Consider the following 18,363-nt stretch of genomic DNA (forward strand, 5'->3'; position numbering starts at 1 on the left):
CGGATACAGCGTATCCGAAACAAGGATCCCCTGGGGTGCGCGAGCAGACCCGCGCGCCCTTCGGTGCGGCTCGACCGGTCTCCCGCCCGGCTTCTCGAGAGCCGGTCGCCCGCCCAGCTGCTCGGGAGCCGGTCGTCCGGATCAGCCGTACGGGAGTCGGTCGTCCGGATCAGCCGCTCGGGAGCCGGTCGCCTCGATCAGCCGTTCGGGAGGATGACCGCCCGCCCGTCGACGCGCCCCTCGTGCAGCCGCTCGTAGGCCTTCGGGGCGTCATCGAGGCTGTACGTCTCCGTGTGGACGTCGATCGCGCCGGAGCGGGCCAGGTCGAGCACCTCGATCAGCTCGGCCCGGGTTCCCCAGTACGGGGACGTGACCGAGACCTCGTACGGCAGGGCGCCGAATCCGACCGGCAGGGTGCCGCCGCCGAGACCGACGATGGTGACGTCACCCTCGACGGCGACCATCGCACCGGCGGCCGTCACGGTCGGCTGGACGCCCACGAAGTCGAGGACCACCTCCGCGCCGCGCCCGCCCGTCAGCTCGCGGACCGCGGAAGCCGCCGCGGCGTCCGAGAGCACCGCCTCGTGCGCACCCACGGCGCGAGCCAGGGCCAGCTTGTCCTCCGTGACGTCCAGGGCGACGACCCGGGCCGCGGTCATGGCGCGCAGCAGCTGGATGGCGACGTGACCGAGCCCGCCCGTGCCGATGACGACGGCGGTGCTCCCGGGAACCAGCTTGGGGAGGGAGCGCTTGACCGCGTGGTACGGGGTGAGGCCCGCGTCCGTGAGCGGTACGGCCTGGACGGGGTCGAGGCCGCCGAGCGGGACGAGGTGACGGGGGCTGTCGACGATCATGTACTCGGCGATGGCGCCGGGGGCGCCGAGCCCCGGCGGCCTGATGCCGAGTTCGGAGGCCCGCAGGCAGTAGTTCTCCTTGCCCTGGGCGCACATGGAGCAGCTGCCGCAGCCCCACGGGCCGTAGACGGCGACGGCGTCGCCGACGGCGAAGCCCTCGGCGCCGGCCCCGAGGGCCGCCACCGTGCCCACGCCTTCGTGGCCGAGGGTCAACGGCAGCGGGAAGGGCAGCTGGTCGGCGGACCAGCTCATGACCGCGATGTCGGAGTGACAGACTCCGGCGGCGGTGACCTTCAGGAGCACCTGGCCGGGGCCGGGTTCCGGGTCGGGGACGGTGACGACCTCGGGCGGGGCGCCCACCGTGCGGTACTGCAGTGCCTTCATGACGCTTTCCTTCCGGGTTCCTTCACGTTCGTCCGCGGCCGCCGTTCACGGCCGCGGGACTCAGCGGGCGGCGTAGGCGCCGTCGACGAGGTGGTAGCTGCCGTGGACGAAGGACGCACGCTCCGAGAGCAGGAACGCGACGAGCTCGGCGACCTCCTCGGCACGGCCGAGCCGGCCTGCCGGATGGAGGGCGACCAGGGCGTCGTACGCCTCCTGCCCGATGCCGGCGAGGAGCGGGGTGTCGATGTAGCCGGGGCCGACGGCGTTGATACGTACCCCCTGGGAGGCGTATTCGAGTGCGGCCGTCTTGGTGAGACCGACGACGCCGTGCTTGGCCGCGACGTAGGCGGCGCTGCCGGCGGAGCCGTTGGTCCCGAGGATGGAGGCCGTGTTGACGACGGCGCCGCCGCCGGAGGCGAGGATCGCGGGGAGTTCGTGGCGGAGCGAGTGGAAGACGCCGTCCAGGTTGGTGGAGACGACGCGCCGCCACTCCTCGGCCGGGGTCTCGGCGATCGGGACGCGTGCACCGGCGACGCCCGCGTTGTTGACCGCCAGGTGGAGGCCGCCGAAGGCGGCGACCGCGGCCTCGACGCCTTCACGGACGGAGGCGTCGTCGGTGACGTCCATCGGTACGGCGACGGCCTCGGCACCGCGCTCGGTCAGCTCGATGACGGCGGCGGCCGCGCGGTCCACGTCGTGGTCGGCGACGGCCACGGCCGCACCGGCGTACGCGAGGCGGCGGGCGACGGCGAGCCCGATGCCGGAGGCGCCGCCGGTGACGAGCGCGCTCCTGCCCGCGAACTCCTGGGGCTGGTCGATGGTCGGGGAGAGCGTCATGGTGGTTCCTTGCGAGGGGGCTGTGCGGGGAGGGGATGAGGCCGGAGACCGGCGTACCGGGACCGGCGGGGGCCGCTCGGCCTGCGGCGGCTCGGACAGCGGCGGCTCGGCCTACGACGGATCGTCGGAATGCGGATCGGTCGACGACGGATCGGTCGACCGCGGTTCGTCGGAATGCGGATCGGTCGACGACTGCCTCAGGGGCCGTGGCTCCTGCGACGGCGGATCCATCGGCGGTGGCTCCGTCGCGAGCAGGGCGAAGGCCTCCTCCACCAGGGCGGGCAGTGCCTGCCTCGGGCCGCCGAGCACCCAGGCCCTGGTGGCCGCGAGGAGTGTGGCGGCTCCGGAGCCGACGGCGACGGCCGGCCGCAGGTCGTGTTCCGGGTCGGTGTCGATCCGGGCCGCGACCAGTCGTACGGAGGCCGCCTCGCCCTCCAGGAGGACCCGCCGCAGCACGGCGCGCAGGGAGGCTTCGTTCTCGGCGAGGCGGAAGACCTCGCGCACCCCGTCGCGTCGGTGCCAGGCCGGGGTGACCGGGTCGGCGAGCCAGGTCCGGAGCGCGGCCCGGTAGGCGGTGAGCGGGGTCTCACCCGCCGGGCGGGCGGCGAGGGCCTCGTTGATGCGTGCGCAGTCGGCGCGGATGCCGTCGAGGGCGGCCTCCTCCTTGGAGGTGAAGTAGCGGCTGAAGGTGCGCCGGGAGACGCCGACCTCGTCGGTGACGTCCTCGACGGAGACTCCGGCCGGTCCTCGCTCCAGGACGAGCCGCAGTGCGGCCTCGCCGAGCGCCTCACGGGTCCGCGTCCCCTTCGGGCCACGCCGCGGGGTGCGGGTTCCTCGCTCCGTACTCATACCTGCACCATACACCTATTAATGTCCCAGCGGGACATTCGGAGGGATTGCGGCGTCACACCGCACAGCGGCCGTTGTGACGACTTGTCGCCAATAGGCGCCGTTCCCCGCATGAAACGGGCCGGGCCGGGCAGATCGTTCGCGGGCCGACCGGGCCCGCGCGAGAGGAGTGTGCCGTGCTGTCCGACCTCTTCGACCGGCTGTTCAGGCGCGGCGGCCGGGAAGGCCGCCCGGGGACGGGCCCCCGAGGACCCGCACGATCACCGGGGCGGGTCGTGCTCGACGCGGACTTCTCCTCCGCCGAGCAGTGGGTCGCCGGCCGCTCCTGGGCCTATCCCGGCGGCGGGCCGACCAATCCGGGCGACAACAAGCTCGACCACCTCGTGGAGGACCCCTCGTACAGCAGGACCGGGGTCTTCCGGGCGACCCGTAGGCCCGACGGCAAGTGGGACGCGGGACTGCTCACGACGGAGGGCAGCGCGGAGGCCTTCCTGGTGCGGGCCGACGACGTCCTGGAGGCGCGGGTGCGCCTGCCGGTGGAGACGGGTGCGTGGCCGGCCGTCTGGACCTGGCTCGACGGCGGTCAGGAGATCGACGTCTTCGAGTACCACCCCGACAATCCCGACCTCCTGGAACTGTCGAACCGGATCAAGGGCCGGCATCTGTACTACCGGAACCCGGCGATCCGTCCGGGGGCCTGGGTCGACCTGCGGGTCGAGTTCGGCGCCCGCAACGTGGTGTGGTGGGTGAACGGCGCGCGGGTCTTCGACGACCGCCGCGGGGTGGGGCGTTCCTGGCGGGCGCACCTCATCGTGAACCTGTCGGTCTGCGCGGGCCGCTACCACCCGGCACCGGTCCCCGGGGTGTCGGAGATGTCGTACGAGGTGGCCCAGTTGCGCGTGTACCGGGACTGACCCCGCCGACGGGGCGGGTGGGAGGGGTCCCGTGACGGACCGTACGTACGGGGGTCGTCGGCGACGCGCACGGGAGGAGGGGGGATGCGGGCCCCGGAGGAACGGGCGTTGCGTAGGCTCGAACAGAGCGTTCCGCGCACCCGCACCGCGCCGCCCGTACGACGAGGAGGACCCTCCCATGAACACCGCCGACGAGGGACGGCAGCAGCAGCTGGACGTGGCCAGCGTGCTCAACGCGAAGACCACCCTCCTCCAGCTCCTCGCGCGGGCGGGGGTCTACACCGGCGACGCGGAGGAACTCATCGGGCTCGTCGAGGCCGGCGCGCTCGCCGTCGCGCACGCGGAGATCACCGAAGCCCTGCGCAGCGCACCGCAGGAGAAGGGGGAGGCCTACGCGTCGGGCTGGTCCGACGGCGCCCTCGCCGTCACCGGCGAACTCGGCGCCATCGCCGAGCGGGCCCTGATCCGCGCCGTCACCGCCGGCCCGTCGGCCGACGCCCCCGACGAGCGTTCCCCGGTCAGGCGGGCGGAGATGGAGCGTGCCAAGGTGGCCGTCACACCGCTCTACCTCTCGTTCGCCGATGTCTCCGAGCTCGACCCGGAGGTCACCGAGCAGGTGCTCGGCGCCGTGCTGCGCACCATGAGCCCGCGGCAACGGGCCGGGTATCCGGGGCGGCTGACGCAGTTCGCGTCCGCCCACCACGCACACCTGGAGCGGCTGTACGCGGAGTACGGCCCGGGCAGCCCGATCGCGATCCACGGCCGTTACTCCCTCGTCCACTCCCCCACCAGCGTGGCCGTGCTCGAGCGCCTGGCCGAGACGCCGTCGGCCCTGCACGAGGAATGGGACGCGGCCGAACTCCCGCCGGCCTGGCTGGACGGCCTGACGACGGCGTGGGGGTCGCCGGCCTGACGGCGGCACGGGGTGCACCGACCTGACGGCGGCACGGGGATCGCCGGCCTGACAGCGGCATGGGGGTCGTCGGCCTGACGGCGGCACGGGGGTCGCCGGCCTGACGGCGGGGCACCCCCTCCCTCGACCCCTCCAACTCGACTCCGCCGCAGAGTCGTTGAAAACCCCTCACCTGATGCGACGCCATGGATCCGCGATTCCACCGACAGAACTACTTAGGTTAGGCTAAGTTAAGTTTCGGTGTGTCGATCCGGGGTGTCACCCCGCCGGTGCGCCGACGTCCCCCACGCGTCAGGAGAGACGGAAGAACATGACCACACGGGTCGCGGTGGCCGGCGCCAGTGGCTATGCCGGCGGGGAGATCCTCCGCCTGCTCGCCTCCCATCCCGAAGTCGAAGTCGGCATCCTGACCGCGCACAGCAGTGCCGGACGGAGTCTCGGCCAGGTGCAGCCCCAGCTGACCTCGCTCGCCGACCGGGTGCTGGCGGAGACGTCGGCGGAGGCGCTCGCCGGACACGACGTCGTGTTCCTGGCACTGCCGCACGGACAGTCGGGCGCGCTCGCCGGGAGGTTGGACGGCGACACCCTGATCGTCGACTGCGGGGCGGACTTCCGCCTGCGCGACCCGGTCGAGTGGCGACGTTTCTACGGCTCCGAGCACGCGGGCACCTGGCCCTACGGGCTCCCCGAGATGCCCGGCGCCCGGGACGACCTGAAGGGGGCCACGCGGATCGCCGTCCCGGGCTGCTACCCGACCGCCGTCACCCTCGCGCTCTACCCGGCGCACGCCGCCCGCCTGGTGGAACCCGAGGTCGTCGTCGTGGCGGCCAGCGGGACCTCGGGGGCCGGCCGTGCGGCCACGCCGCATCTGCTCGGCTCGGAGGTGATGGGGTCCATGACCCCGTACGGCGTCGGCGGCGGCCACCGGCACACCCCCGAGCTCACTCAGAACCTGTCCCTCGTGGCGGGCGAGCCGGTGACCGTGTCCTTCACCCCCACCCTCGCCCCGATGCCCCGCGGCATCCTCGCCACCTGCTCCGCGCGGCTGCGCCCCGACGTGGACGCCGACGGGGGGCTCGACGAGGTCCGTGAGGTCTTCGAGGCCGCGTACGCGACCGAACCGTTCGTCCGGCTGCTACCGCAGGGCCAGTGGCCGTCCACGGCCTCGGTGCTCGGATCCAACACCGTGCACGTGCAGGTGGCGCTCGACCCCGCCGCCCGCCGCCTCATCTGCGTGAGCGCGATCGACAACCTGACGAAGGGCACCGCCGGTGGCGCGGTGCAGAGCATGAACGTCGCCCTCGGCCTGCCCGAAGGGCTCGGCCTGCCCATGAATGGAGTGGCTCCGTGACCGTGACCGCCGCCCGAGGATTCCTCGCCTGCGGGGTCGCCGCCGGCATCAAGGCGTCCGGCGATCCCGATCTCGCCCTGGTGGTGAACCAGGGCCCCGCGTCGGCCGCCGCGGGAGTCTTCACCTCCAACCGGGTCCAGGCCGCCCCCGTCCACTGGACGCGCCGGGCCCTCGCCGACGGCCGGGTGACCGCCGTCGTCCTGAACTCCGGCGGCGCCAACGCGTGTACGGGCCCCTCCGGCGCCCACGACGCCCGGACGATGGCCGAGCGGACCGCCACGGCGATCGGGGCGGCCCCGGAGGACATAGCCGTCTGCTCCACCGGACTCATCGGCGTGCCCCTGCCCATGGAGCGGGTCGCCGCCGGCATCGCCCGCGCGGCGGAACAGCTCACCTCCGACGGGGGCGAGGACGCGGCCGTGGCGATCAAGACCACCGACTCCGTGCACAAGACCGCCGTCCTGACCCGGGACGGCTGGACCGTCGGCGGTATGGCGAAGGGTGCGGGAATGCTCGCGCCCGGTCTCGCGACCATGCTCGTGGTCCTCACCACCGACGCCGTCGCGGCCGACACGTCGCTCGACTCCGCGCTGCGCGCGGCCGTACGCACCACCTTCGACCGGGTCGACTCCGACGGGTGCATGTCCACCAACGACACCGTGCTGCTGCTCGCCTCGGGCGCGTCCGGCGTGACCCCGGCGGACACGGACCTCGCCGAGGCGGTGCACGCCGTCTGCCTGGACCTCGCCCGCCAGCTCGTCGCGGACGCCGAAGGCGCGTCGAAGGAGATCGAGGTGGCGGTCGTCGGCGCCGCGTCCGAGGACGACGCCGTGACCGTGGGCCGCTCGATCGCCCGGAACAACCTCCTCAAGTGCGCCCTGCACGGCGAGGACCCGAACTGGGGCCGGGTGCTCTCGGCGATCGGCACCACCGACGCGGAGTTCGACCCCGACCGCCTGGACGTGGCCATCAACGGTGTGTGGGTCTGCCGGGACGGCGCTGCCGGGGAGCCCCGCGAGAAGGTCGTCATGTCCGGCCGACGGATCACCGTCACGGTCGACCTGCGCGCCGGAGAGGCGTCCGCTCGGATCTGGACCAACGATCTGACCGCCGAGTACGTGCACGAGAACAGCGCCTACAGCTCATGAGCCGAGGGAGTACGAGGATGAGGACGCTCGGCGAGCAGCCCGCCGGGGGAGGCGCGGACGTCGTACAGCGCGCGGACGCCGCGGAGAGGGTGGGCGTCGGAGCACGTACGGGCGCCGTCGGCCTCCCGGCCACCGACGTGCCGTGGTCCGAGGAGCTCCAGGGCCGGACCGTCGTCGTCAAGTGCGGTGGCAGCACCCTGGAGGACCCGGCGCTCCGGAAGTCGTTCGCCCAGGACGTCGTCGAGCTGTGGCAGGCCGGCCTGCACCCGGTCGTGGTGCACGGCGGCGGTCCCCAGATCAGCTCGATGCTCGACCGCCTCGCCCTGGAGGTCCGGTTCGAGGCGGGCATGCGGGTGACCACCCCGGAGGCCATGGACATCGTCCGCATGGTGCTGACCGGGCAGGTCCAGCGGGACCTGGTCGGCGCCATCAACGCCCACGGGCCCTTCGCCGTCGGCATGTCGGGCGAGGACGCCCACACCCTGACCGCCGTACGCCGCCCGGCCTGGGTGGACGGCCGGCCCGTCGACATCGGTCTCGTCGGCGACATCGTGCACGTCGCCCCCGACACCGTGCGGAACCTCCTCGCCGGCGGCCGTATCCCGGTCGTGTCCCCCGTCGCACGCGGTGCGGACGGACAGGTCTACAACGTGAACGCCGATCTCGCGGCCTCGGCCCTGGCCGTCGCCCTCGGCGCCGACCGGCTCGTGATGCTCACCGACGTCCCCGGCCTGTACGCGGACTGGCCGCGGAGCACGGAGGTGATACCCCGGCTGACGGCCGAAGAGCTGGCGACGCTGCTCCCCGGGCTCGCGGGCGGGATGCTGCCGAAGATGGAGGGCTGCCTGCGGGCGGTGCGGTCCGGAGTGGGGCGGGTGCACGTCCTCGACGGGCGCACCCCGCACGCCGTCCTCCGGGGTGTCCTCACGGAGGAGAACCCCGGCACCACGGTCCTGCCCGACGAGGCACGGGACCTCACGCGGGACACCACGCCGGGCGCCGCCCCGGCCGTCGCTCCGCACGAGGGGGAGACCCGCGCATGACCGTCACCGTTCCCCTCAGGAACCGCTGGCGTGCCGTGATGATGAACAACTACGGCACTCCCCCGCTGGCCCTGGTCCGCGGCGAGGGCTGCACCGTCTGGGACGAGGCCGGCCATGCGTACACGGACTTCACCGGCGGGATCGCGGTCAACACCCTCGGGCACGGCCACCCCGCCGTGGTCGCGGCCGTCACCGATCAGGTCGCACGGCTCGGTCATGTCTCGAACCTGTTCGTCGCCGAGCCCCCGGTGGCGCTCGCGGAACGACTCCTCGGGCTGTTCGGGAGGCCGGGCGGCCGGGTCTTCTTCTCCAACTCCGGCGCGGAGGCCGTCGAAGCGGCCTTCAAGGCCGCCCGGCGGACCGGGCGGCCGCGGTTCGTCGCGATGGAGCGCGGCTTCCACGGCCGCACCATGGGCGCCCTGGCGGTCACGGGCCAGCAGGCGAAGCGCGAGCCGTTCCTGCCGCTGCCGGGGGACGTGACGCACGTGCCGTTCGGCGACGTCGAGGCCCTGCGTGCGGCGGTCTCGGAGGACACGGCGGCGGTCTTCGTCGAACCCGTGCAGGGCGAGGCGGGCGTGATCCCCGCGCCCGACGGGTATCTGCGGGCCGCGCGGGCGATCACCCGCGCCGCGGGCAGTCTGCTCGTCCTGGACGAGGTGCAGACCGGGATCGGCAGGACGGGTCACTGGTTCGCGCACCAGGCCGAGCGTGGCGTGGACCCGGACGTGGTGACGCTGGCCAAGGGGCTGGGTGGCGGTCTTCCGATCGGTGCCACGGTGGCGTTCGGGGCGGCCGGTGAGCTGCTGGGACCCGGCCAGCACGGGTCGACCTTCGGCGGCAATCCGGTGGCCTGCGCGGCGGGTTCGGCGGTGCTCGAGACCATCGCGGCGGAGGGCCTCCTGGAACACACCGTACGGATGGGTGAGCTGCTGCGGACGGGGGTGGAGGCGCTGAAGCATCCCCTGGTGGCCGGGGTCCGGGGCGCGGGGCTGCTGCTCGGCGTCGTCCTGACCGAGCCGGTCGCCGTCCGGGTCCAGGAGGCGGCGCAGGAGGCCGGGTTCCTCGTCAACGCCGCCGGCCCCGGGACCGTACGCCTGGCTCCGGCGCTGACCGTGTCGGCGCGTCAGGTCGAGTCGCTGGTGGCGGCGTTGCCGGAGATCCTGGACGCGCACCAGGTCCGCTGATTCCCTGCCCCCCCGGCCGGTCGGCCGGGGGGCTTCCCGCCCCTGCCCGACCGGCCGACGAGGTCACCCGACCGCCGTCGGTGCGGGAGTCAGCCCTTCCCCGGCTCGGTCCGCCCGTCCACGTACGTCGCCACGACCTCGATGTCCCCGATCCGCGAGGTCCCGACGGCCCGGGGGTCGTCTCCGAGGACCACCAGGTCGGCGCGCTTGCCGGGCGTGAGGCTGCCCGCGCTGTCGTCCCAGTGGCAGGCGTACGCGCCGGCCACCGTGTAGGCGTGCAGGGCCTCGTCGACGGTGATGCCCTCGTCCGGGCCGATCGCACGGCCGGTGGTGGAGGCGCGTTCGACCATGAACTGGATCGCGCGGAGCGGCGAGCCGTCGGTGACCGGCCGGTCGGAGCTGCCGACGAGGGTGACGCCGTGGTCGAGGAAGCCGCGGCCGCGGTACATCCAGGGCGCCCGCTGCTCCCCCATGACGTCCGCGTAGTCGTCGCCGAAGTAGCGGAGGAAGTTGGGCTGGACCACGGCGCTGACGCCGAGCCGGGCGAAGCGTGGCAGCTGGTCCGGGCGGATCAGACCGGCGTGCTCCACGCGGTGCCGGGCGGCCGGGCGGGGCCGGAGCCGCTGCGCGCGTTCCAGGGCGTCCAGGGCGAGGTCGGCGGCGCGATCGCCGATGGCGTGGACGGCGAGCTGCCATCCGGCGAGGTGGCCGTCCACGATGAGGTCCGCGATGCGTTCGGGCTCGTCCTGGAACTGTCCCGTGTGGGACATGCCCTCGTACGGGTCGGTGAGGGCCGCCGTACGGGCCATCATGCCGCCGTCGGTGTAGATCTTGAGGGCTCCGAGGGAGAGCCAGTCGTCGCCGAAGCCGGTGCGCAGGCCGAGGTCGAGGGCGCGCGGGATGCCGTCGTCCCGGTGCGCGGCGCGCGGGCGGAGGGTGTCGCCCGCGGCCATGAGCTGGACGCGGAGGGGCAGTCGCCCCTGGTCCCTGAGGAGTTGGTACGCGCCGAGTTCGACGGGGCTGTGTCCGAGGAGGCCGCCGCCGATGCCGGCTTCGGCGCAGGCGGTGACTCCCTCGGCGAGGCAGGTGCGGCCGGCGCGCTCGATCGCGTCGGCGAGTTCCTCCTGGGAGTACGGCAGCCGGAGTCGCCGTACGGCGGTCATGGCGCTCTCGGCGAGGAAGCCGTCCTGGTGCGGCACGTCGGCCGGAAGGAGGTCGAGGACGACGCTGTTGACGACGCAGGCGTGACCGGAGTCGTGCATGAGGAAGATCTTGCGGCCCTGGCTGACCCGGTCGATCTCGGCGGCGGTGAGGTGGCGTCCCAGAGCCCGCTGGTCGTAGCCGGCGACGTCGACCCAGGCGCCCGGCTCGGCCTTCCGGGAGGCGGCCTCCCCGATGACGGCGAGGACGTCCTCGATCCGCTCGCAGGGAGCGATGCTCGGGGTGTCCGCCCTCAGCCCCGCCCATGCCAGGTGGACGTGGCTGTCGATGAAGCCGGGCAGCACGGTGGCGCCCTGGAGGTCGACGACCTCGCGGGCGGGGAGGGAGGTCACGGCCTCGTCCAGGCCCACGATGCGTCCCCGCCAGATGCCGAGGTCGTGGGCGACGGGGTGGTCCGGGTCCATGGTGAGAATGCGCGCGTTCGTCAGCCTCGTACAGAGCATGGGCAGTCCGTTCCCGTTTCCGGTCGCTGTGGCTGTCGCTGTCGCTGTCGTCAGGAGGTCTTGGCCATCACGGTGCCGGCCGTGGCCGGCCCGTTCCCGTTCGCCTTCCCCTCGGCGTCCGTGTCGGCGTCGGCGTCGGTCGTGCCCGTCCCCCCGGCCGGGGCGTACCCCTTCGGCGCGGCGGGCACCATGAGCGGTGTGCCGGTCTCGGGGTCGGGGATGATCCGGCAGGGCAGGCCGAAGACGTCCTCGACCAGCTCGGCGGTCATGACGGTCGACGGGTCGCCCTCGGCCGCGACGATGCCGCCGGGGCGCATCACGATGAGGTGGGTGGCGTACCGGCAGGCCTGGTTGAGGTCGTGCAGGACGGCCACGATCGTGTGGCCGCGGCGGGCGTGGAGTTCGGCGCACAGGTCGAGGACCTCGACCTGGTGGGCGATGTCGAGGAAGGTGGTCGGCTCGTCGAGCAGCAGGATCTCGGTCTGCTGGGCCAGGACCATGGAGAGCCAGACGCGCTGGCGCTGGCCGCCGGACAGGTCGTCGACGGGGCGGTCGGCGAGTTCGAGCACGCCGGTCTGCCGCATCGCCTCGACCACGGCCGTCTCGTCGTCGGCGGACCACTGCCTCAGGAGGCCCTGGTGGGGGTAGCGGCCTCGGGCCACGAGGTCGCCCACCGTGATGCCGCCGGGCGCGGTGGAGGACTGCGGGAGCAGGCCGAGCCGGCGGGCGACCTCGCGGGAGCGGTACGAGGCGATGGCGGCGCCGTCCAGGTAGACCTGCCCGGCGCGCGGCTTCAGCATCCGGGCGAGGGCGGTGAGCAGGGTGGACTTGCCGCAGGCGTTGGGCCCGATGATGACCGTGAAGGAGCGGTCGGGGATCTCGACGTCGAGGTCGGTCGCCACCGTCCGCTGGTCGTAGGAGAGGGTCAGGTTCTCGGCGCGGAGGCGGGAGGCCGGACGGTTCGTTGCTATCATGCGCGGCTCTTTCGCGACTCGGTGACCAGTAGCCAGATGAGGTAGAGGCCGCCGACGCAGCCGGTCGCCGTGCCCACCGGGAGGAGCGCGGGGGCGAAGACGCGCTGCACGGCGAGGTCGCTCAGGGCGAGCATGACGGCGCCCATGAGGGCGGACGGCAGCAGGGCGGGCCCGGACGAGCCGGTGATCTTGCGGGCCACCTGGGGGGCGGCCAGGGCGACGAACCAGATGGGTCCGGTCACGGCGGTGGCGAACGCGGCCAGGGCGACGCTGATCACGAGCAGCAGGGTGCGGGTGCGGGTGACATCGACGCCGAGGGCCATGGCGGTGGTGTCGCCCATCTCGACCATGGAGAGGCGGCGGGAGAGGAAGAAGGCGAGGGGCAGCAGGACGGCGACGGCGATGCCGATGGCCTGGGCGTGCGTCCAGAGCCGGTTGCCCAGGCTGCCGATCAGCCAGGACTGCGCCTCCAGGGCCTCCTGGAAGGTGGCGCGGGTGATCAGGTACGAGTTGACGGCGAGGAGCAGGGCGCTGACGCCGATGCCGACGACGACGAGGCGGAAGCCCTGGATGCCCCGGCCGATCATCAGGAGGTGGACGGCGAGGGCGGTGCCGAGGCCGCCGACGAGGGCGCCGAGCGCGATCTCGGTCATGCTGCCGTGCAGCATGACGATGACGACGAGGGCGCCGACGGCGGAGCCGTTGGTGAAGCCGATGATGTCGGGGCTGCCCAGGGGGTTGCCCGTGATGCTCTGCAGGATGGCGCCGCTGACGGCGAGGGCCGCGCCGACGCACAGCGCGGTCACCAGGCGTGGCATGCGGAGGGTGTTGACGACGAAGTCGGCGATCCCGGTCCCGTTCCCGGTCAGCGCCTGGACGACCTCGCTGACGGAGAGGTCGAAGTCGCCGGTGGTCAGGGTGATGCCGGCGACGAGGAGGAGGGCGACGAGGAGGGCCGCGGTGGCGGCGGTGCGGCCCTGGACGCGCAGGGAGACGCGCCCGGAGCGGGTGCGGACGACCCGGCCGGTGATGACTCGGGGCAGGTCCGGCACGGTCGCCACGCCGGGCCCCTCGCGGGGCGTCGGGTCGGGCGCGGAGGCCTTCGCCTCCGGTACGGCAGTCACAGCATGACCAGCTTTCGGCGGCGGCACAGGGCGATGAACAGGGGGGCGCCGACGAACGCGGTGACGATGCCGACCTGGAGCTCGCCGGGGGCGCCGAGCACCCGGCCGAGGACGTCCGAGCCCAGGAGCAGGACGGGGGCGATCAGCATCGAGTACGCGAACACCCACCGCTGGTCGGGTCCGACGACGAACCGGGCGATGTGCGGTACGGCGAGGCCCACGAAGCCGATCGGTCCGGCGGCGGCGGTGGCGGCCCCGCACAGGAGCATCACGGCGACGGCTCCCAGGGCACGGGTCCGGCCGACGTTGACGCCGAGGGCCCGGCCCATCTGGTCGCCCATGGCCAGGGCGTTGAGCGAGGGGGCGAGGACGAGGGCGACGACGAGGCCGATGCCGATGAAGGGCAGGGCCATCACGACGATGTCGTAGTAGCGGCCGGCGAGGGAGCCGACGGTCCAGAAGCGGAACTGGTCGAAGGCCCGTGGGTTGAGCAGCAGGATCGCCCAGTTGAAGGCGTACAGCACGGCGGTGACGGCGGCGCCGGCGACGACGAGCCGCTCGGGCGAGGCGAGCTTCCGGCCGGAGGAGCCGAGCAGGTAGACGCCGACGGACGCGGCGGCGGCGCCGGCGAGGGCGAACCACACGTAGCCGAGCGGGGCCACGACGCCGAAGAAGGCGATGGCCACGACGACGCCGGCGGAAGCGCCGAGGTTGACGCCGAGCATGCCGGGGTCGGCGAGCGGATTGCGGGTCAGGGCCTGCATCAGGGCGCCGGCCAGACCGAGGGCGAGGCCGACGAGGATGCCGAGGAGGGTACGGGGGATGCGGTAGTCATGGATGATGACCGACGTCTCCGACCCGTCGGGGTTCCACAGCGCGTCCCACGTGGCGGTGAAGGGGATGCCCCGGGTGCCCACCCATACGCTGAGCAGTCCGACCAGGACGAGGGCGGCGAGGCCGACGACCAGTCCCAGTCCCCGGAACGCGGCCCCGGTACGGCCCGAACCGCGGGCGCCGGGGCCCGGGGGCCTCTCCGCGGGTCGCTCCTGGGGCTGCTGTCCCTGCACCACCCGGGATTCGACGGACAACGACAACTCCCCCTGGCGGCGGTACAGATGTACGGCGGGAACCTGGCGGCGCGAGACCGAAGGATCACGACTTAGGTGAGGCTAACCGAACCGCGACTTGAGGTCAACGCGCCGGACAGGACCCGTCCGACACCCCGCCCGAGGGCCCCCCGGCCTCCCCACGACCCGCCCCGACCCCTACCGAACTCAGAGTAGGCTTACCTAACCAACCATCTACCTCCGTGAAGGAGTCTCATGCCAACGGGCGGACCGACGGGGGGACTTGTCCTCCGCCAGGCGATCAGAGGACAACGCCGCCGAGTGATCACGGCGTCTCTGCTCGGTATGACCCACCAGGGCTGCGAGGCCCTGGTGCCGGTGGTCATCGGCGCCACCATCGACACGGCAGTCGCCACCGGCTCCTCCTCGGCGCTGCTGCGCCTGCTCATCGTCCTCGCCGTGCTCTTCCTGGTCCTGTCGACCTGCTACCGCACCAGCGCCCGGATCACCGAGGGCAGCGGCGAACTCGCCGCGCACCGGCTCCGGCTCGACCTGGCCGCCCGGGTGCTCGACCCCCGGGGCGGCGCCGACGCGAACCGCCTCCCCGGCGCGCTGACCAGCATCGCCACCAACGACGCCCGCCGTGTGGGCTCGGTGGCGACCGTCATCGCGTACGGGGTGTCGGCGGTCGCCGCCCTCGTGATCAGCGCCGTCGCACTCCTCAGGATCTCCGTCCCCCTCGGCCTGCTCGTCCTCCTCGGCATCCCGCCCCTGCTGTGGCTCGGGCACCGCATCAGCCGGCCGCTCGAACAGCGCAGCGAGGCCGAGCAGGAGCGGGCCGCCCACGCCTCGGGCGTCGCCGCCGACCTCGTCTCCGGACTCCGCGTCCTCAAGGGCATGGGCGCCGAGTCGGCGGCCGTGGCCCGCTACCGCACCACGAGCCAGGACTCGTTGTCCGCCGCCCTGCGCGCCGCGCGCAGCCGGGCCGGACACGAGGGCGCCGTCCTCGCCCTGACCGGCGTCTTCATCGCCGTCATCGGCGTGGTCGGCGCGTACCTCGCCATGGACGGCACCATCAGCGTCGGCGACCTGGTCGCCGCCGTCGGTCTCGCGCAGTTCCTCCTCGGCCCGTTCCAGCTGCTCGGCTACGTGAACGCCGAACTCGCCCAGGGCCGCGCCTCCGCCAAGCGGATCGCCGAGGTGCTCGCCTCGCCCGAGGCCGTCGGGACCGGACACGACGTGCCCGCCGACGGGGCCGCCGGACATGTCGCCCTGCGCGGGGTGACGCTCGGCGCGCTCCGGGGCGTCGACCTGGAACTCCCGGCCGGCAGCCTGACCGGGATCGTCGCCCGGGACGCCGCCGCGGCCAACGACCTCCTCGTCTGCCTGGCCCGTGAGGCCGACCCCTCCGAGGGCGCCGTCGAGCTCGACGGCACTCCGCTGACCTCGCTCGACCCCGACGCGCTGCGCCGGGTCGTCCTGGTCGCCCACCACGACGCCGACCTGTTCGAGAGCACGCTGCTCGACAACGTCCGGGCCGGGGCCGCCGACGACGCCCCGGCCGTCGAGCGGGCCCTCCGGGCCTCGGCCGCCGACGACGTCGCCCGGCTCCTCCCGGACGGCGCGGACACCCTCCTCGCCGAACGCGGCCGCTCGCTCTCCGGCGGTCAGCGCCAGCGCGTCGCCCTCGCCCGTGCGCTCGCCGCCGACCGGCCCGTCCTCGTGCTGCACGACCCGACGACCGCGGTGGACACCGTCACCGAGTCCCACATCGCCGCCCGGCTCCGCGAGGTCCGCCGCGACCGCACCACGATCCTGGTCACCACCAGCCCCGCCCTCCTCGCCGTGACCGACCGGGTGATCGTCCTGGAGGACGGCGCCGTACAGGCGACCGGCCGCCACACCGAACTCCTCGCGGCCGACGCGACGTACCGGGCGGCGGTGCTCGCATGACGCTCGCCGACGAGACACGGACCGACAGCCGGCCCCGGCAGGACGAAGGACGGACGAGAGAGACGGAACAGACGATGAGCGGAACCAGCCCGGACCGCGTGCTCCTGCCGACCGCCACCGGCGCCGACTCCGTCGCGGCGCTCCGCACCATGCTGCACGGCCATCGGCTCCTCGCCGCGGTGGCGATGGTCGTCCTCGTCGCCGGCACCGCCGTCGGACTGCTCACCGCTCCCCTGCTCGGACACATCGTCGACCTCGTGGTCGACAAGAAGGGCGCGGCAGCACTCACCCTCCCCCTGGTCCTGCTCGTCGTCGTCGCCGTCGCGCGGGGCGCGGCCGCGGCCGTCGGCAGCACCCTCGTGGCCCGGCTGGGCGAGACCGTCCTGGCCGCGCTGCGGGAGCAGTTCATCGAGCGGGCGCTGCGGCTGCCGCTGGACCGGGTCGAGGCGGCCGGCTCGGGCGACCTGGTCTCCCGGGTCACCAGCGACGTGTCGATGATCGGGAAGTCGGTACGGCAGGCACTGCCGGAGTTCAGCCGCTCCGCCCTGACGATCCTGCTCACCTTCGTCGGACTCGCCGTCCTCGACTGGCGCTTCCTGATCGCGGCGCTCCTCGCGTCCCCGGTCCAGGTGATCTCGGTGCGCTGGTACATGCGCCGGGCCGCCCCCGTGTACGGCGAGCACCGCGTCGCCACCGGGGCCCTGCAGCACCAGCTGCTCGACAGCGTCGGCGGCGTCCGGACCGTACGGGCGTTCCGTCTCGACGCCACCCACGCCGACCTGCTGGAGAAGCGGTCCGCGGCCGCTCGTGACCTGGGCCTGCGAGGCATCCACATCGTCACCGGCTTCTTCTCCCGCCTCAACCTCGGCGAGTTCATCGGTCTCGCCGCGATGCTCGCGACCGGGTTCGTCCTGGTCGACAACGGCTCCGTCAGCATCGGTACGGCCACGGCCGCCGCGCTGTACTTCCACAGCCTCTTCAACCCCATCAACGCGACCCTGTACCTCCTGGACGACGCCCAGTCGGCGGGGGCGAGCTTCGCCCGCCTCGTCGGTGTGTCGAACCTCCCCGAGGAGCGCGCCGAGAGCGAGGCGCACGCCCTCGCCGACGGCTCGGTCGAGGTGTCCGGGCTCAGCCACGCGTACGGCTCCGGCGCGCCCGTCCTGCACGAGGTCGACCTGCGGGTGCGGAGCGGGGAGCGGGTGGCCCTGGTGGGCGCGAGCGGCGCCGGCAAGACCACCCTGGCCAAGCTCATCGCCGGCGTCCACAGCCCCACCGGGGGCTCGATCGCCCTCGGCGGGATCGACACCGGGGAACTGGGCCCGGCCGGGGTCCGCCGTGCGGTGGCGCTCATCAGCCAGGAGGTGCACGTCTTCGCCGGGACCCTCGCCGACGACCTGCGTCTCGCCCGGCCCGAGGCCGACGACGAGCAGCTTCGCGCGGCGCTCGACCGGGTCGACGCGCTGGAGTGGGCCGAGGCGCTGCCCGAGGGTCTCGCCACCGTCGTCGGGGAGGGCGGGCACCGGCTGACGGTGACGCAGGCGCAGCACCTGGCTCTGGCCCGGCTGGTCCTGGCGGACCCGCCGATCGCGATCCTCGACGAGGCCACCGCCGACGCGGGCAGCGCCGGCGCGCGCGTCCTGGAGGAGGCGGCGGCGCGGGCCCTGGAGGGCCGCACGGGGCTGCTCGTCGCGCACCGGCTGCCGCAGGCCGCGGCCGCCGACCGGGTGGTCGTCCTCGACCAGGGCCGGGTCGTGGAGACCGGCACGCACGAGGAACTGGTGGCGGCGGGCGGCCGGTACGCCGTGCTGTGGGCCGCGTGGTCGGCCAGCCGCCGGGAGCCCGGGGAGCAGGTGCCCCGGCAGGCGCCGGACCCCGACGCCCAGGCCTCACCGGTCGCCTGAGAACCGGCGGCGGCACGCCCAAGGGGGCGGTACGACGAGAGTCGTACCGCCCCCTTTCGAGCTGTCGGCGCCCTGGCCGGCCCCCGTCGTCCGAGGGGCACGGGCGCGCGGCGGGCGGCATCCCTCGGCGGTCGTGTCGCACGGCACCGTGCCCCGCCGCACGCCCCGCCGCACGCCGCGCCCGGCCGCGTCGCGCGCGC

15 protein-coding genes are annotated in these 18,363 nt (G+C 73.8%); 8 read left to right on the forward strand and 7 right to left on the reverse strand.

Annotation, left to right across the window (positions count from 1 at the left end; all coding sequences use genetic code 11):
• Positions 1 to 197 precede the first annotated feature (197 nt).
• The 3 genes from ACZ4XX_RS00315 to ACZ4XX_RS00325 all read right to left on the reverse strand — a co-directional run bounded on the left by ACZ4XX_RS00315 (position 198) and on the right by ACZ4XX_RS00325 (position 2,924).
• Positions 198 to 1,238, reverse strand: a complete 1,041-nt coding sequence (locus ACZ4XX_RS00315; protein ID WP_468505752.1) for an NAD(P)-dependent alcohol dehydrogenase — start codon at positions 1,236 to 1,238, stop codon at positions 198 to 200.
• A gap of 60 nt (positions 1,239 to 1,298) precedes the next feature.
• Positions 1,299 to 2,075, reverse strand: coding sequence for an SDR family NAD(P)-dependent oxidoreductase (locus ACZ4XX_RS00320; protein ID WP_468505753.1), 777 nt, complete (start codon positions 2,073 to 2,075; stop codon positions 1,299 to 1,301).
• Positions 2,076 to 2,186: 111 nt separating this feature from the next.
• On the reverse strand, positions 2,187 to 2,924 hold the full coding sequence (locus ACZ4XX_RS00325; RefSeq protein ID WP_468505754.1) for a TetR/AcrR family transcriptional regulator: 738 nt from the start codon (positions 2,922 to 2,924) through the stop codon (positions 2,187 to 2,189).
• A gap of 275 nt (positions 2,925 to 3,199) precedes the next feature.
• Between ACZ4XX_RS00325 and ACZ4XX_RS00330 the strand changes: the two genes are divergently transcribed.
• From ACZ4XX_RS00330 to ACZ4XX_RS00355, 6 genes are all read left to right on the forward strand, one after another.
• A complete protein-coding gene (locus tag ACZ4XX_RS00330) occupies positions 3,200 to 3,838 on the forward strand; it encodes a beta-glucanase (RefSeq protein WP_468505925.1) in 639 nt (212 codons plus the stop codon).
• A 178-nt stretch (positions 3,839 to 4,016) separates the two neighbouring features.
• Positions 4,017 to 4,751 carry a hypothetical protein gene (locus tag ACZ4XX_RS00335; protein ID WP_468505755.1) on the forward strand — a complete coding sequence of 245 codons (735 nt, stop codon included), beginning with the start codon at positions 4,017 to 4,019 and terminating at the stop codon, positions 4,749 to 4,751.
• 310 nt (positions 4,752 to 5,061) lie between these two features.
• Positions 5,062 to 6,102 carry an N-acetyl-gamma-glutamyl-phosphate reductase gene (argC, locus tag ACZ4XX_RS00340; RefSeq protein WP_468505756.1) on the forward strand — a complete coding sequence of 347 codons (1,041 nt, stop codon included), beginning with the start codon at positions 5,062 to 5,064 and terminating at the stop codon, positions 6,100 to 6,102.
• A complete protein-coding gene (gene argJ, locus ACZ4XX_RS00345) occupies positions 6,099 to 7,250 on the forward strand; it encodes a bifunctional glutamate N-acetyltransferase/amino-acid acetyltransferase ArgJ (protein ID WP_468505757.1) in 1,152 nt (383 codons plus the stop codon). Before argC ends, argJ begins: the two co-directional genes overlap by 4 nt.
• Before the next feature lie 17 nt (positions 7,251 to 7,267).
• Positions 7,268 to 8,293 carry an acetylglutamate kinase gene (gene argB, locus ACZ4XX_RS00350; RefSeq protein ID WP_468505758.1) on the forward strand — a complete coding sequence of 342 codons (1,026 nt, stop codon included), beginning with the start codon at positions 7,268 to 7,270 and terminating at the stop codon, positions 8,291 to 8,293.
• Positions 8,290 to 9,477: an acetylornithine transaminase gene (locus ACZ4XX_RS00355; RefSeq protein ID WP_468505759.1), complete on the forward strand. Its 1,188-nt coding sequence runs from the start codon at positions 8,290 to 8,292 to the stop codon at positions 9,475 to 9,477. Before argB ends, ACZ4XX_RS00355 begins: the two co-directional genes overlap by 4 nt.
• An 89-nt stretch (positions 9,478 to 9,566) precedes the next feature.
• On the opposite strand, the gene ACZ4XX_RS00360 is transcribed toward ACZ4XX_RS00355, so the two are convergent.
• The 4 genes from ACZ4XX_RS00360 to ACZ4XX_RS00375 are packed head-to-tail and all read right to left on the reverse strand — an operon-like array spanning position 9,567 to position 14,333.
• A complete protein-coding gene (locus ACZ4XX_RS00360) occupies positions 9,567 to 11,141 on the reverse strand; it encodes an amidohydrolase (protein WP_468505760.1) in 1,575 nt (524 codons plus the stop codon).
• Positions 11,142 to 11,191: 50 nt separating this feature from the next.
• Positions 11,192 to 12,115: an ABC transporter ATP-binding protein gene (locus ACZ4XX_RS00365; protein WP_468505761.1), complete on the reverse strand. Its 924-nt coding sequence runs from the start codon at positions 12,113 to 12,115 to the stop codon at positions 11,192 to 11,194.
• Complete coding sequence (locus tag ACZ4XX_RS00370; RefSeq protein WP_468505762.1) at positions 12,112 to 13,239, reverse strand: FecCD family ABC transporter permease; 1,128 nt, start codon at positions 13,237 to 13,239, stop codon at positions 12,112 to 12,114. Before ACZ4XX_RS00370 ends, ACZ4XX_RS00365 begins: the two co-directional genes overlap by 4 nt.
• On the reverse strand, positions 13,236 to 14,333 hold the full coding sequence (locus ACZ4XX_RS00375) for a FecCD family ABC transporter permease (RefSeq protein ID WP_468505763.1): 1,098 nt from the start codon (positions 14,331 to 14,333) through the stop codon (positions 13,236 to 13,238). Before ACZ4XX_RS00375 ends, ACZ4XX_RS00370 begins: the two co-directional genes overlap by 4 nt.
• 228 nt (positions 14,334 to 14,561) lie before the next feature.
• On the opposite strand from ACZ4XX_RS00375, the gene ACZ4XX_RS00380 reads away from it, so the two are divergent.
• Both ACZ4XX_RS00380 and ACZ4XX_RS00385 read left to right on the forward strand, forming a co-directional pair.
• Positions 14,562 to 16,259 (forward strand): ABC transporter ATP-binding protein, encoded by a 1,698-nt coding sequence (locus ACZ4XX_RS00380; protein WP_468505764.1) that lies wholly within the window; start codon positions 14,562 to 14,564, stop codon positions 16,257 to 16,259.
• 74 nt (positions 16,260 to 16,333) lie between these two features.
• On the forward strand, positions 16,334 to 18,163 hold the full coding sequence (locus tag ACZ4XX_RS00385) for an ABC transporter ATP-binding protein (RefSeq protein WP_468505765.1): 1,830 nt from the start codon (positions 16,334 to 16,336) through the stop codon (positions 18,161 to 18,163).
• Positions 18,164 to 18,363 lie beyond the last annotated feature (200 nt).

Source organism: Streptomyces sp. NPDC029956 (assembly GCF_055574655.1).